Source organism: Vibrio sp. LB10LO1 (genome assembly GCF_010092875.1).
GTDB lineage: Bacteria > Pseudomonadota > Gammaproteobacteria > Enterobacterales > Vibrionaceae > Vibrio > Vibrio campbellii.
In genome coordinates, this window is sequence record NZ_JAADJW010000002.1 from 275,145 (window position 1) to 290,685 (window position 15,541).

At 39.3% G+C, this 15,541-nt stretch carries 9 protein-coding genes; 1 reads left to right on the forward strand and 8 read right to left on the reverse strand.

The genetic code is table 11. The features are described 5' to 3' along the window. Window positions 1-6: 6 nt before the first annotated feature. The 3 genes from GXP65_RS02720 to GXP65_RS02730 all read right to left on the reverse strand — a co-directional run bounded on the left by GXP65_RS02720 (window position 7) and on the right by GXP65_RS02730 (window position 5,000). Window positions 7-3,111, reverse strand: a complete 3,105-nt coding sequence (locus tag GXP65_RS02720) for a polymer-forming cytoskeletal protein (RefSeq protein WP_162860244.1) — start codon at window positions 3,109-3,111, stop codon at window positions 7-9. 308 nt (window positions 3,112-3,419) lie between these two features. Next, window positions 3,420-4,259: an arginase gene (locus GXP65_RS02725; protein WP_051117386.1), complete on the reverse strand. Its 840-nt coding sequence runs from the start codon at window positions 4,257-4,259 to the stop codon at window positions 3,420-3,422. 6 nt (window positions 4,260-4,265) lie between these two features. Continuing rightward, on the reverse strand, window positions 4,266-5,000 hold the full coding sequence (locus GXP65_RS02730; RefSeq protein ID WP_005442559.1) for an IclR family transcriptional regulator: 735 nt from the start codon (window positions 4,998-5,000) through the stop codon (window positions 4,266-4,268). A 483-nt stretch (window positions 5,001-5,483) separates the two neighbouring features. On the opposite strand from GXP65_RS02730, the gene GXP65_RS02735 reads away from it, so the two are divergent. Next, window positions 5,484-6,953: an EAL domain-containing protein gene (locus tag GXP65_RS02735; RefSeq protein ID WP_162091920.1), complete on the forward strand. Its 1,470-nt coding sequence runs from the start codon at window positions 5,484-5,486 to the stop codon at window positions 6,951-6,953. Between the two features lie 4 nt (window positions 6,954-6,957). Here GXP65_RS02735 and modF read toward each other — a convergent pair whose 3' ends face one another. The 5 genes from modF to GXP65_RS02760 all read right to left on the reverse strand — a co-directional run bounded on the left by modF (window position 6,958) and on the right by GXP65_RS02760 (window position 15,089). Further along, complete coding sequence (gene modF / locus GXP65_RS02740) at window positions 6,958-8,406, reverse strand: molybdate ABC transporter ATP-binding protein ModF (protein ID WP_162091921.1); 1,449 nt, start codon at window positions 8,404-8,406, stop codon at window positions 6,958-6,960. A gap of 516 nt (window positions 8,407-8,922) precedes the next feature. Beyond that, on the reverse strand, window positions 8,923-12,084 hold the full coding sequence (locus tag GXP65_RS02745; protein WP_162091922.1) for an AAA family ATPase: 3,162 nt from the start codon (window positions 12,082-12,084) through the stop codon (window positions 8,923-8,925). Further along, window positions 12,081-12,623, reverse strand: a complete 543-nt coding sequence (locus tag GXP65_RS02750) for an ABC-three component system middle component 1 (protein ID WP_162091923.1) — start codon at window positions 12,621-12,623, stop codon at window positions 12,081-12,083. The genes GXP65_RS02745 and GXP65_RS02750 overlap by 4 nt, the downstream gene beginning before the upstream one ends. Further along, window positions 12,610-13,896 (reverse strand): trypsin-like peptidase domain-containing protein, encoded by a 1,287-nt coding sequence (locus GXP65_RS02755; RefSeq protein ID WP_162091924.1) that lies wholly within the window; start codon window positions 13,894-13,896, stop codon window positions 12,610-12,612. Before GXP65_RS02755 ends, GXP65_RS02750 begins: the two co-directional genes overlap by 14 nt. Next, window positions 13,893-15,089, reverse strand: coding sequence for a hypothetical protein (locus GXP65_RS02760; RefSeq protein ID WP_162091925.1), 1,197 nt, complete (start codon window positions 15,087-15,089; stop codon window positions 13,893-13,895). Before GXP65_RS02760 ends, GXP65_RS02755 begins: the two co-directional genes overlap by 4 nt. Window positions 15,090-15,541: the final 452 nt, after the last annotated feature.

The window sequence follows — 15,541 nt, forward strand, 5'->3', positions numbered from 1 at the left end:
AAGGTTCTAATTCATCCCAATAAAATTCGGCTCTCCGCGGTAAATAATGCGGTCATTACCACGATGGATGCCAAAGGTTACTACTGTTGGTGGGTTGTCTTCGTCTGCGTCACTCTTATCCCAGTTGTACTTAAGCCAAGGTAAGTTATTCCCCGCACTGCTCAAATCCAAATGGAAGCGAACTTGCTCTCGTGCTGAGTCGACTTGGCTGGCAACAATGCCATAGGTTCTGCCAGCGATTATCGAACCTTCGCCAGATAACAAAGTGTTGTTAGGGGCCGAGTTGGACCAAATTGGCGTACGAGTATGATGCTCACCATTTGCTTTGGTCGCGTTATCCTCAAAGTTGGTCGCAAAGCGGCCGTTTTGCCAGACTTCGACATCCAGAGGTACTTTAATTGTCATGCCTTGGTTGCCACCAACGTCTTTGAAGTTGAGCCTACCAAAGCGGATATCCGGTTGCTGTTCTAAGATATGTCGGTCATCAAAGAAGTGTATTTCGTCGACGACATTTGTGTGAGTTAGGCCGATTTCACTCTGTGTTGAATTGGAGTCTTTGTTGAATGGACCATCTGGATACTGACCATTCGTCTCGTCCTTCTCCCAACACGGGCTATTATCGCAAGTTGCATTACCACTGGCTTTTTTGATTGTGAACGTGCCGACACTTGCGTCGCCCACCAAGTTCCACTCAACCGAGTGCGCTGCTGGTGGAATGAAGCGATCGACGTAGTCACTCAATTCACCCAAATGGAAATGTTCTCGGAGGCTGGCATTGAAATAGACGTAATTCTCGATGTCTTGTTTTTCCGCATTGAGGGCAACCACGTCATAACGTACCTCCTCAAATGGTTGATTCATGTAGATGAAGTTTTGCTTCGTCGGGTACTTCCATTCCGCTTCCCTCACCTTAAAGTATTTGGCGTAGAAACGACCCACATTTCGAAAGCCAGTGTTAACCGTCATATCAAGGTACTGGCCACTTAAACTGGCTTTGATCTTTAGGCTGCCAACTTCTTCCCAGTACAAGCCGGAGAAGGTGTATTGAGAGTTCTCACTCTCAGTATGGCTACGAGTGAGTGACAAGGTACTTTCCAGCAACTTCTCAGATTGGTTTGCGGTTTCGATCGGTGTCTTCTGTTTACTGCTGATGACGATGCTCGCCGCGGGCGCGTCTTCTAACATAAAGTTGTGAGTAACGTCTGCGTTGCAATAACTCTTTGTATTAACTTCACCGGTAACAGAGCCACCGCTTTGCCAGATGATGGGTTTAACGGTCAGTGAGAAGTGTTCTCCAGCGGCAATAAAACCAGGGCCACTTTTCGAAGTACCTGAAGCCAGTGCGGTTGAACCGTCACAAATAGCTAGGGTCCATGGTCGAGACTTCACATCAAATGTGCCTTCAACGTATACGGAGCCTTCATCTGGACATTCTGCGAAGCCTGAGCACTCGAACCTATCGGACATTTTTACAGAGAACAATCCGGATTCATTCGTGATTAAGCCGTGACTCGAGAGACCGTCTTTAAAATCTGCAGAATAACTGAAGTTGCCTTCGCTGCCACCTGCGGGTTTGATCAGAGGATGAGTGATTTGCGGTTTGCCATCATAATTGGTTGCAATGACTTGTTCACCGGTAGTTGCACACGCCAACAAGCGAGTGTCCACGGTCTGTGATTTACCAGCAATGACGTGGATTTCTTTAAGTCTACTTAGGTCCTCTGCGTAGGCTTCGAACATATATGGCGTAAACATAAACTGCACAGTCTGCATTTTGTTTGTGTCATCCACCATGGTAAAGGTGAGGGTATAGTTTGCATCGAGAGCGATAGCATCAATGTTGTTAGGAACGACTTTTACTATCAGCGTACCGTCATCTTTTGAGATAAAGTTGTTGTCATCAATCTTCTGCTTTCCTTCAACCATCTCAAGGGTGAATAGGTCAGGATCAGAGAGAGAAGCCAACACTTGAGCACTTGTCATTTCACCATTATTGGTTGTGGTTACAGTAAACTGAGGCAATTCGTCACCACACATTAGTGCCATATCCTCTGCCGGTGTAACGACAAGGTCGAAGTCATCATCGGTTGGGGGGGTAATATCACATATCGGAATCTCATCCGGCATAGGACACTGTTTAGGCAACTGATTACTATATGTACAGTCTAAGTCGTCGAAGCCACAATAGTTTTTTGAGACCGTTGCGACTGGTACTGCGGAGTATATGAAGCCACATATTGATGTGTCTTGGAGAGAGGCTTGCTGAAATGAATTTACCGCCAACTCCGGAGCGTATACGTTACTAATGGCATCAATGGTGACTTTATTACCTTTAACACTGTCCGTTAAATTCTTGGTTCCGAAGATATCTATATTCTTAAAGTCTACTGTCGAGAATGCGTTAGTGTTACCAACAATTAGGTTTCGCCCACCTTCTGAAGAGATGTGTTGGCCGATTGATTGTAAGTCACCACAAACTTTTGCTTGAACTAACTTGATATTACCATTGCTGGTCAGGTTGCCATTGACGACGCTGTCTTTAGCTAATAGGGAAGTATCTACTATGTTGGAGCTAGAAGAACCTGCATAAACGTCGCCCTCTATCTGAGTCTGCTCAAGTTCAACTTTTCTCAAGGCATGGATATCACCGAAGACAAAGTTTGATTGCCCTTTAAGCGATATACTGCCACCAGAGCTCTTGATATCACCAAAAACAATCGTATCTTCGATAGAAAGCAGACCATGTGAGGTCAAATTACCAACTATCTGACTCGGTTGGCCTGTATTTTCAACGACGATCTCTAGGTTTGCGCCTTCTGTCTTTATGTTGATTGGCGTTGTTTCAGAGCCAATATTATTTTGCCCTTTGAGCAAGACATTGCCATAGGCAACGATGGTCGCAGTTTGTTGAGGCTGAGTTGAGTTTTCAATATGAGCGCCTTCTGGGATACGAATAGCACTGGAGCAGGTATAAGTGGTTCCCTGAACTTTGAATGTGTCGCCCACACAGATTTCATTCAAAGTGGCGATATCGGCGAGGTCATAAATTTTTGCCTCTGCCATTACTGGGAAGAGTAATGCTGTACTTAAAATGCTGAAAAAGCGCATCATCAAGTGTCCTAAATTTAGTGGAACTTAATGGCACCAAGCGAAAGTGAGTAATAGACTCACAGAATATGATTTAGCGAATGTTTTTTATCACGCTTACTTATTGAACTGTGGTTGTTTTTTATTTCGTATGTTGTACCAAGTTCATATGTAAGCATTAGACCTTGAATGTGATCTTAGTTCAATACCTTGGGCTGAAGTGCGTCACACTTTTGGTGGAATAATTTGTTAGAAAGTAAGTAAAAAGAGTGATTTGGAGTGTTCAAGGCAAAGCCACAACAAGGCTGTGGCTTTATCCGTTTAAAAACAAGTTAAGCCGCGTGGTCAATCAAGGGGGCAATTTGGTACAACTCTTCAAGAATCGCTTTAGTTTGCTTCGAATACACAAGGCGATCTCGGTCTCCGACTAATTGAATCGCTTTTACTTTTCCTGATACTAAACACAAGCGAATCATGCGCAGCACCATCTGAATATCTAGTGCTGGTGTGCCATCAAGGTGATTCTTAGTGAGCAGTGAGGCCAAATCAATCGACACTATGATTTGGTCACAGTGATCAAGATAGTTGCCGACTTGCTGCTTCAAATGATTTCGGAAACGGAATGTAAACTCACGGTCTGTTACCCAGTCACAGCCTTGATCTTCTGCGTATTCCCATGCTTCTTGTTTTGTGTCTTGTTCGCTTGTGCCTGCAAAGAACAAACGGACATTTTGGTATCGCGAGAGGGCAAAATGGAATGCAGAACCGACGCGTGGTTCGAGTGTTGGGTCAAGATTCATCTTGTGACCGATATGGATGATCCCAACTTCGTCATTGTTGCTGACCACAACAGGCAGCATGGATAACATTGCCTCGGTGCAATTTGACAAAACGACGGGTACTGAGTGACGTGAGAGAGACAAGCTCAATGCTTCTTGAAAATCGCCGGTCTCAATTTGATGATGAGAAAAGTGGCCAAGGTTTGCAGCAGAGCCTTGGTCATGCTGTTGGTAAAGCCAGTCACTGGCATTCTCAAGACTCTGATCAGCTAATTCAAACGTTCCATGGCTCATCGGGGCTAAATGCTCACATACCGTCATAAAAGAAAAAGGGTAGTGATGGATTGATTTATTCGCTCGATGAAGTTTGTAACGTTTGAAAAAGCTCAACATGGTGAATTACCTTTCTGGCGGCAACGCCCTCGCTGCCTGCAACACATGCAAAATGATACGCTGCTTATCCTTCTCGACTCGGTGAGCTGGAGCCATCACCGAGACCGCGCCAATCAATTTACTTCCTTTCATGACTGGGGCACTGATGCCAGATACACCAGGATCGATTTCTGATGTACTAACAGCGTATCCGTTCTTACGGATGGTGCTAAGTTCCTGTTCCCATTCGCTGAGGCGATGATCTTGCCCAAAATGACGCAAGATTTTTTCGCAACGGCTTTGAGGCATGAAAGCCAGCATCACCTTAGATGAGGCGCCACGAAGCAATGGTTGACTTTGACCCTGGACGTAGCTGCATCGAAGCGCCTGCATACTTTCTTTTTGTCTGACACAAAGCGCACGATAGCCAGAAGGCACCATGTAAGCCGCCATCTCACCCGTTTGTTGAACCAATCGAGCAAGAATGGTCTCCACCATATCCAAACCGTGTTGAGCGGTTTCATAGCTGTGCATTAACAGCAGGGCGGCAGGACCAACTACAAAAGTTTTGTCGTGTACGCTTTCTTCGATCAAGTTCCACTCTTTGAGTAGCTTCAAGTGTCGGTAAAGACTACTTAAAGGCACATTCAGTTGTTCACTGAGCGTTTTCGCAGAGACTGGGAATTGACTAACTGCGACTTGCATTAGCAACTGCAGCGCCTTTTCGTTGACTTGGTTAGCGTTGGCTTTGTTTGTCGTCATGAGCGTGTTGTAACGTGATAATGGATAGGCAACAACTATAATTCTTAATAGCTGAGAAAAGGAAAATAATTAGAAATGGATATTCTCATAGAGTGAGAAAGTGGCCTATTAATATTTTGTTTGTCTCAGCCCAAAGGTTCGCGTCTGTCTTGAGATAGGAGGCCATTCGCGTTTACGCAATACGAAAAACGTTAGAACCAGACGAGCAGCAGTGCTGAAAATAGAGAGTCTATAGGAAAATTTTGTGTGAATTTCTCTTAACGGATCGCGTTTGGGTAAGGAAAGTTGATACACTCCGTCTCTGAAATGAGCCACATATCAATAAGTCATTGTTATGTTTGCTGCTTTGTGTTTTGTTAACCATACTCAATCAATGGATTGGTGTGGTCGTGCTTTTTAGTAATGAGCCTTAATAAGTAGTTGATAGAAAAGCATTACTTACTCTTTCGCTACCTAATTTTATTCAGAAGAGACAATATTTAAATGATAAAGAAAGAGCTTTTGAAAAAAGCCATTATTTTTCTTCTGCCTATACCGTTAGTTGCGGCAGAAGTGCTCTACTTAGCGCATCAAAGTATTCAACGAAACCTTGACCATATTCTCGATAAGAACATCCAAGTAGCAGATGAGATCTTTCATCAGATTGAAACTGAGAATCGCACAGCATTGCTGCGTCCTGAGCGCTGTGAAGCGTTACAACAAAACTTGATGTTCGAACGTAACATCGATGAGATGCTGATTGTAAAAGGCGATCAGATTATCTGTTCATCAAAGCTCGGCGCGATATCCCGTCCTGCAGATGACTATATCCAAATGTATCGCCCAGAGACTTTGTCACTTGGTCATGTAAATGGTTATCCAGATCAGGTTTTGTTCTTGAGCACTAAGAGTGAAGCTCAACCAGAATATCAAGCGGTCACCATTGTCGACCGAGACTATTTTGGTGCCACGATAGGCTACCGTAATGACCTGAGACTTAAGCGGACTGCAATCTTTGTTGGCGATGAGTCTGCACCAATGGATTCGACGAAAGATGGTGAGAACGAAGTTGCGCTCAACCACTCCACCAGTTTCGATTATGAAGGGTTAATTGAGGCCAGTGACTATTACGTCGAGCAACAACGCTTTTCATACTTACTGTCTTCCATTCCTATTTTATTGGTTTTCTATTTCCTCATTTTCCTCGTCCGTCGCTTTATCGATCCACAGCGCAACATGGTCTCTGAGCTTAAAAAAGCAATCAGAAAGCGTGAATTGAAGCTCTACTATCAACCTCAAGTGGATGCTCAAACAGGCAAAGTCTTTGGTTATGAGGCATTAGTTCGATGGCCGCATAAACTGAGAGGTTTTATCTCACCGGATGAATTTGTACCTGTGGCAGAAGAGAGTGGGTTGGTAGAAAGCCTAACCGATTTTGTGTTGGATAAAGCCTGCGAAGACTTCTCAAAAGTTAAATTGGAAGAGTCGATACATTTGGGCGTCAACGTACCGCCTGGTTATTTGTCTGATTCGCATGTGATAAGAAAAATTGAGAACATTCATCGTACTTTAAAACAACACAACGTCGAATTAGGGATTGAAATTACCGAAAGGCAGTTGATAGACAGTAACGCCATTCAACATATCGCTGCTCTGCGAGTCCACGGTATTCAAGTGCTTATCGATGATTTTGGTACAGGGCAAACCGCCTTAGCCGTATTACAGCACATGAAGGTCGATTACTTGAAAATCGATAAGTGCTTTGTCGACACTATTGGGATTGAGAGTGTTAATTCGTCAGTATTACACGCCATAGTCAGGCTGGCTGGCGATTTAAGTGTTGAGTTGGTTGCAGAAGGCGTAGAGACAAAAGAGCAAGCGGACCACTTAAAAGCGTTAGGGGTGAACATTCACCAAGGTTACTTCTATGCCAAGCCACTCCCTTATGCCGAAGTGGTTGGCAATAGAGAGTAGACGTTTATTCGATGTGCCCCTTGTAACATTGAGACGCTTGATCGAACTTAAACTCAAGATAGTTTTGAATGCTGTCTAAGCCATCTTCTTGATAATGGGAAACGTAGAGGAGTTGGCTTAGATTTTCTTTCGCGATTAGCTCTAGTGTATTTTTCACAAGAACTCGCCCTAAGTAATCTAAGCCTTGATAAGGCTCGTCCAAAATCAACAGAGTAGGCTGTTTCACTATCGCTCTAGCAATCAGCAATAAACGTTGTTGACCATACTCTAGTTGTTTAAAGGAGGTCTTCTCGTTTTGCGCCATATGGAGAATCGTCAGCCACTCTTTCGCGATGTTGATTTCTTTTTTGCTTGGTTGAGAATACAGTCCAATGGAGTCATAAAAGCCCGACAGAATGACTTCTAATGCACTGCAGTTCACGCGGTACTGGAGATGTAACGCCGAAGACACCATGCCAATGTGCTGCTTAATTTCCCAAATGGTCTCGCCACTGCCACGCTTTTTACCAAAGATGTGGATGTCGTTGCTGTAACATTGGGGATGATCACCAAAGATAAGGCCTAGTAATGTGCTTTTTCCGCAGCCATTTGGGCCTTTAACTTGCCAGTGTTGACCTTTATCGATACGCCAATTCAAATCGGTGAAAATGGTTTTCTCAGTGTATTCCACCTTACCGTTCTTTAACTCAAAGATAGGGTTGTCGAAATGCGTCGAGTGCTGATGCTGACGAATCAGCGCCATCATCTCCTCGCTTTGTTTTTCTGACTGCGCTTTTATCTGTGCAATGATAGGGTGCTGATCCCAGCTCTGTCGGTCCATGGTGCTATCGAGCTTGCCACCATTGAACAGCGCAATACGTTCTATCCAGTCGGGCATGTCAGATTCACGGGAAAACGTAATCAGCATTTGTACCGATTGAGAGAGTGTCTGGAGATACGTTGCTAATGACGCACGGTGCGCGACATCTAAACCAGTAAAGGGATTGTCTAACAACACCAGATCGGGTTTTACCGCGAGTGCTCTTGCAAGCATGACTCGTCGTGTTTCACCCGTTGATAGCACTCTGAATCCGCTTTCTGCTAAATGCGATAAGTCGAGGTCTTCAATCAGAGCTTGCGTGAGGGCTTCATCTTTACACGCTTCATAAATCAAGCGATAAACGGAACTCCCTTGGTCAATACGGTCGAGAAAATCGGTGTCGTCTTTTTCTATCTCTAGTTCCAACAGTCGTTGTTGCTCAGAGAGAGATACCTGAGCAATCCGGTAACCATCAATGTTCAGTTCACCAGATTCAGGCTTTATCTCACCACACAACAAGTCACCAAGCATTGAACCTATATCGCCTTCAGAGCTGAATATGCCCCAAGATTCCCCGGTTTCAATCCGCCAATCATTAATAGAAAGGGTAGAAGTGTTTTCCTTTGCATTAAGCTGATGAAATTGAATCGGCATTGTGTCTGTCTTCCATGATTTATTGTTATGTTGTGTCTAGTTATAGCAAGTCTGACGCCTGCTTAGAAAGGGGGAAGTACAGATATTTTCAACAATAACGAGAAGTACGAGTTTGGTCGGCAAATCTAGAAGAGATTAAAAGAGGACAGTCATTGCTGGAGCGCCGGGGGCGTACACGACTAGGGATTTAGAAATCCCGTGATTTTCCAAATGCTAAAACGACGAAAGCCCGTTGATTTCTCAACGGGCTTTCTAAATGTGGCGGGGCGAATGGGACGAAGATGGGTACTGGGAATTTGAAGTATTTGCAAGTCAGTAAGATCAATTATTTCAATAAGATAAGTCTGCAATTGGAGCTTAATTAAAGAATCCTATTCAAGTCCAAGTTAGATCATATCGTTAAACTAAAAAGGAATAGTTATGAAAAGGCTATTATTCGTAGAGGCCAAATAAAGTTGTAACTTACAGACGGCTGATCTTCACATGAAAATGAAAAAACAGCCGTCTGTTAAATGATCAGACGGCAGCGAAGGGCTTGAGCTTTCCTTCACCAGCCAACTCTATGTATCTGCTTTTATTGTATTTTTCTGGAATTTTATTTTGCATTAGTTTGAAAAACTTTTCGTCATGAGTAGACAAAACTATTTGCTTGTTATGAGTCGACGTTAGGCTGCGCAACAAGTCAATAAAGGATAGGATATTAATGTCACTCAAATTATGCACAGGATCATCCATGAAAATCGTGCTAATAGAGTCTCCACCATGCTCGAAAGCCTTTGCTAAGAAAATACTCAATGATAGAACATTGACTTGTCCCGCGCTTAGATAGATAGCCGGGTTAACTTCTTCGTTATCACCTTTCGCAGATATAAGTAATCTAGGGCCTCTGTCACCAATTTCTGCTATAAAATTTATTTCTGTTAAGCTAGGATGAGGCTCGATACGTTGATACATCTTGTTAATTACTTCTTTGTTGAAATAACTATCTATTCCTTCTTGCATATATGTCATGCACGAAGATATCAACTTATTTAGGCGTATCTTTGCGGCCTCTACTGGTTGCAATTTTTCGCGCAGAGCTTCCTGCTTATTAATGTACTCACTGCGTAGATTTTGGTTGATAGCTCTCTCAACATGTGTTTCAAACAAATCTAATTGATTAATATTCTCTTCGAGATACTCTTTAGTTTCTCCTTCTTTTTCAATAAATTGAGAAATAACTTCCTCTTCTGGTTCGCCTTCAAGGTTGCAGCGTTGATAGCGCTCTAGGTAATCAAAGATATACTTATCAGATTTAGATCTAAACGCTTCCTTATCTATCAACGTATCTAAAATTGAAGACTCTGATAAGTTTGATTCATCTGACTCAAGCTCATCATTTACCAAAGTTATTTTTTCCGACAGTGTGTCTTTTTCCTTTGTTCTTTCAGCTAGTTCTTTCGAAATAGAATTTATTTGTAACTTTAAACTTACTTTACTGTCTTCATCAATATCTAGGTGATATTTATTAGCTAAATTTAAAGACTCCTTCTGACTGTCATTAAAAGTAATTATATCTTTTTGGTTCTGACTTGAAGATATTAAGCTTTCGTACTTGGATTTAAACTCATGCTTATAATCTGATTTTTCTCGCAAGTTATGTAATATCTTCTCTACACGCTCCACTTTAGAGGTATTAGTATGTATATTTTCAACTATACTAGCATTTAATATTGAAACAGTATGTTCATTGATATCATTTGCATCTAAATCATAAAATTTGAAAAATGATATTTTCTCATTAATTATTGAAGTTATGAGTGAAATCTGAGACTCAAGTTCAACTCTATAGTTGTTTAATGGAACAAGCTGCTTGTTGAAATCATCTAATTCGTAATTAACTGATTCAATTTTTTCTTGAATCATAGAGACCAAAGAGCTTTCTGTATCCCTTATATCATTCTCAACAGCATCTGACTCAAGCTTGATCTTTTCAATTCTTAATTTTTTTTCAGTTATTTTTAGTGCATCATCCTTGCTCTGTGTAACCTGAGCCAAAAGCTCTTCAAAGTTGGAGAACATAGAATTACATAGGGGACAATTATCTTGCCTTGTCGAAGCAATATATTTTTCACCCCAAACTTTTATTTTGTCCAAATTTTCTGAGAGCTCTCCAGCAGTGTTGAATTCGATATTTTTCTTTTCTAACTCAGTACGCAAATCATTTAGAGTAATATTTAGTTCAACTAGTTTACTTCGACTTGTCTGGAAAAGTGGATCATTAGAAAGAACATCATGTTCCCATTGCTTTTGAGAACAAACGGAAGTAAAAGTAACCTTTAGATACTCTAGTTCTTTGATCTTACTTAGTATTTCTTTCTTTTCTAGATCTGAATTTTTGATCTTATTATCTATGTTTTCTTTTTGACTTTTTCTTTTCAAAAACTCTAGATAGTTTTGTTCTATGATGTCTTTATCTTTTCTAAGCTTAGATAAAGACTCATTACACTCGATGACGAACCTACTAAGTTTGTCCATCCACTTATTATAGGAGGATAGGTTGATATTGATAGAACTGATTTTTTTGTATGAATTATTGATAGTTGCGTTAATGCTTCCAATATCTTTTTTTGACTTCAAAATTTCATCAATATCATTGAAGACAATTTGGAATTCATCATGTTTTTTTTGCAACTCATTGAGGTTATTATTGACAGCTGTAATCTCAGAGTTAAGTTGATTAAGTTTTCTAAACAAACTTAATCGATATTTTAGTAAATCAATGCCTTTAACTAATGAGGACATCTCATTGTTTTTATTATTGTAAACTTCAAAGTTTTCGTTTAACCATACTAATTGACTACTTCTTCTTTTACTTTCTTCGATAGCCTCTATGATTTTTTTCTTGTTTAAAGAACTATTAAACAATAGGGTATCATACTGTTCTTTTCCTAATCGATTATCTGAAAATTCAAATTTGCTAGCCAAATAGTCCCTAGAGTTGATTGATTCTATAAGTTGCTCTATGAGAATGGAACTGTCACTGGACAAAGACAACTCGTCGATTTGACTCTGTAAACTATTTATTTCCGCAGTGATCTCACTGGATTTACCTTCGACTTGGGATAACAAAACTTTAATATCTTTATATTTTTTAAAAGTTCTTTTACCTTCTGGCCAAAAATCTTGCAATACCGCAAATTTTTGTTCTGGCGTTTCTTGCCTTAGAAACCTATCTATCTGGTCATGTGTTAATATATTAGTGCTTGGAAGATCTTTAATTTGCTCCTTCGTATAGAATCCGCTGATAGTGCCTGCTCTATAATCATCTTTTGTATCAACACCATTTCTCTTCCTTACAGACACTTCCTTAATCAATAGGCCATTTTCTGTGTCAATCGTAACTTTTCCGCGTGATTTCTTGCTCTTTCTATAACTACTCCTATTTGTTAACACGATTTTATCGTTAATAGAAAAATCATCACCCTTAACTTCCTTTTTTAAAACACTTTGTTCTAATCGGTTGATTTTATCACTATAAGCCCATTCTATAGCGTCAAAGAACGAAGTCTTTCCAAACCCATTTGGAGCATATATAGCCACTAAGTTCGCAATACCTTTAGAATCGCAAAATTCGAACCGCGCTGTACCTTCATATACCCTAAAGTCTCGAACTTCAATTGATTTTATTTTATTCATTTATTAAGTTCTTCTATCATTAGATCAAGATTTTGTTTTGTTTCGCCTTCTGAAAATTGCACAACTAACCTTAACGTATCTAGGTCTTCATCATCCAATCTACTTTCTAGCGGTATCTCAGGAACATTGGACTTTTTGACATCGAATTCAAACAGCTCTTTATAGAGACGAGTGTTGATTTCATTACTATTATGCCATTGACCCAAATTTGACTTAACTATCTTTCTTGTTGAGTATTTGTCTTGTTCAATCATTAACTCTAACGATTTACTTACCTGACTTTCTACTAGATGGACTTGGTAAATATTCCACCTTTCTACATCTTTTGTGAGTAACTGACCTTGAAAGTAAAAAGCTATGTAATCTCTAAGATTGGAATATACTTTACTTAACTCTTGCTCATTTTTACATTGAATAACAAATATGTATATATTGTAATCTAATTCTTGTTTTTTCCAACATGACAAATTATCAAAGCAAAATTCTTTGTCCATATCTTTGATACTATCTATAATATAGTCGGCATTAGTTAATTGCATCTTCAATGGCTCCTTTCAACTTTGATTTGGCATCTTCTATATTGTCACTCATAATCACTAAATCAGTTAGCTGTCGAAGGCTAACAACTCCTGACTTAGGTCGTACAATATTGGGACCAGAACCATCAGGAATTCCTATGTCACTAATCACATTTCTTGTATTTATTTTTTTTATCCCAAAATCGATGGAGTTTGAATTAAGCACAGTACAAATTGAGCCTTTGGTTTCTTCAGAGTTTCTTTGATGTTGCAAAACTTCAGACGCGACTGTTATGAAACTTTCATGTTCAGTAAACATAAAATCAACACTCACTTTGAAATCTTTACTTTTCTTTCTCTTTATAAATCCGAGAGTTTTAAATAGAATTTCCAAACTTATATTTACGTTGACGTCTTCAATGTTTTCGAAATTACCTTCCAATATTTGAATATATGTAAGGAACTTGGTCCAACCGACCCATAATTCTTTATCAATGTTTCGATTATTCTTTAGGTAAGCTCTTATGTCCTCAAACGACTCCATCTTGGTAGGATAAAACATATCGTTCGATTTTTTCTGAAGAATATTAAATGGGGTGTGGACGCTCAATGGCTTTTCGGATTTTTTTTCACAAGCCAATTTTAAATTTTCAAAGCCAGTAAATGCTAAATGTTTATAACTACTGAATGACTTGAGTTCATCATCAGAAACGGAAATACCGCTTTCTCCGAGAAAAGAAGCTGCTTTTTTAATGCTAATTGCACTTAAATATCGTTCACTTTTAAATCTAATAAATGATAGTACTTGATTTTTCCCATTTACAACAGGAGATCCAGAAAATCCGCTATAGTCAGTGTTAGTGTCAAATCCATCAATATTAATACTAACGTCATGAATTGTAGCTTCACTATCTTCGATATATCTCAAAACTTTCCCAGTTAGTGGCTCTCCTACTAACTCACCGTCAAAATTGCACGGGTATCCATATATAGATATAATCTCATCTTTTATTATATCTGCATTTATAAGCTCTAAAAAATAATCGTTTTGATAAGTGTCATTTATTTCAATAATGGCGATATGAGCATGAATATCGTGATAGATGCACTTAGCAGTATGTGTATTTTCATCTAAGTAACAATTTGAAACTTCTATTTCTTTTTCTTCTTCAAAACTTTCATCTATCACATGTATCGCTGTTAATATCCTGTTCTGGGATATAAAAAAACCCGTGCCAGACTCATCACCACAACTAATCTTACATGTAGATTTATTTAATAAACTATCAGTCAAGATATTTCAACCTCTGTTCCGATTTCTATATCGTAATTAAATCTAATTTTTAACTCTTCATTTTCAAGATCTTTTAGATGCTCTAAATCATAATTAAAATTTAGAATCCTTTTTTCTACTCCATTTGGTAAATCTCTATTTATAATACATGCTATTGTTTCTATATCAGGATGTGTATGTTTAGGGTGCTTACCATTTGTAGAAAATAAAAACCTCTTGCTATCTATAATTTTAAATAGATCCGGCGGGTTATTACGGAAACTACCATGATGAGAAACTTTAATTGCATCAAAATAAATTGGAAATTCTTCTGTATCTTTATATAAGTTACTAATCTCTCTCATTACATCTTCAGCGTAAGCATCTGCTAAAAAAAGAACTTTCTTGCTATCTTTTTCTAAGATAAATGATATTGATCCGCCATTTCCAATACCATCGTCTTGTTTATATCCAACTCCTTCTGAGTACCCAACCACTGTATCTATGGATAAGCGATTACTATTGTAAGACACATTTTTTTCTTGAGGTGAGGTCTGATTTTCAAACTCTTTTATACACAACTCGAAGGCATCATCGAAAATCTCATCATTAGTAGGTGTTAATCCAACTTTGCGAAGATCTGCTCTAAATTTCTTTTCTTGTCTCCTTAAGTTAGTCTCATTTGGTGTAAGTACTGTCAACTTTATATCGTTCGGAAGAGTTACTGTATCTATATTTTCTACGCATATGGCTCTACCATCAGCATCAGTGTTCCACTCATAGTTGTTTTTGTAGACTTGACTCGCTAATCGTGACGCTTGAGCCGCGCTGATATTACCTTCTTTAGATTGAGACTTACTTTTGCTGGAGATATAAGCAGTGAGTCTTTTTCTTTGCACAGTAGATATCTCTTCATCTGAACGATCAAAAAACTGTAAATGACGATAACTATTCAACCATACTTGGTCGATCTCTAAATGAACTGGAGAAGTAGACTCACCGTTTTCTTCCAACAAACTGCAAGCACCTTGGATATGGTCTGAGTCAAAGTGAGTAATGATAAACCTATCAATTGCTTCCTTTCCTAAAATCCCCTTAATCTCTTTAAGAATATCTTTGTAGCAAAAACCTAGATCAACTAATATATTAGCGCTTCTTTTCCCAGTTTCTGATACACGTACCAATAAGCTATCACCGTAGCCGGATTGGAACATATGCAACCTTATCATTTCGAACAACCTTGTTTCTATCTGTCAATGCAGTGTAAAAATATGCGTATCGTACCATAATTTTGGTTGATTTTCCTTTATAAGATCATGTTTTAATTATATAAACTCGAAAACTTGGTCACTTAGTTGTAAGTTCATAAATGTAAACTTTGGTTGAGCTTGTATGCTCAATTGCCCTCCTAACTGGAGCTTCCACTTACTTTGTCTTTCTCATTTAACCATCTGTTATTTTACAAAGAATTTGTTATGTACCAAGTTGCTTTTTCATCTGACGATATCTGGGCAAGAGGCCTATTTTTTGTCAATAAATTGATTCGTATATCATGCTCAAGCACTACTTGCTTGAACACGAAGAGTATTGAAGTAGAAATAGAGCATCCTCTCAACAGAGTTGTCGGAAACCAATCCAACAACTCATAGCCACAAAAGAGAAGTCA

What these genes read in the sequence shown, in the direction of transcription:
- GXP65_RS02720 (WP_162860244.1), bottom strand. Translation starts at nt 3,111, where the DNA reads ATGATGCGCTTTTTCAGCATTTTAAGTACAGCATTACTCTTCCCAGTA.
- GXP65_RS02725 (WP_051117386.1), bottom strand. Translation starts at nt 4,259, where the DNA reads ATGTTGAGCTTTTTCAAACGTTACAAACTTCATCGAGCGAATAAATCA.
- GXP65_RS02730 (WP_005442559.1), bottom strand. Translation starts at nt 5,000, where the DNA reads ATGACGACAAACAAAGCCAACGCTAACCAAGTCAACGAAAAGGCGCTG.
- GXP65_RS02735 (WP_162091920.1), top strand. Translation starts at nt 5,484, where the DNA reads ATGATAAAGAAAGAGCTTTTGAAAAAAGCCATTATTTTTCTTCTGCCT.
- modF (WP_162091921.1), bottom strand. Translation starts at nt 8,406, where the DNA reads ATGCCGATTCAATTTCATCAGCTTAATGCAAAGGAAAACACTTCTACC.
- GXP65_RS02745 (WP_162091922.1), bottom strand. Translation starts at nt 12,084, where the DNA reads ATGAATAAAATAAAATCAATTGAAGTTCGAGACTTTAGGGTATATGAA.
- GXP65_RS02750 (WP_162091923.1), bottom strand. Translation starts at nt 12,623, where the DNA reads ATGCAATTAACTAATGCCGACTATATTATAGATAGTATCAAAGATATG.
- GXP65_RS02760 (WP_162091925.1), bottom strand. Translation starts at nt 15,089, where the DNA reads ATGTTCCAATCCGGCTACGGTGATAGCTTATTGGTACGTGTATCAGAA.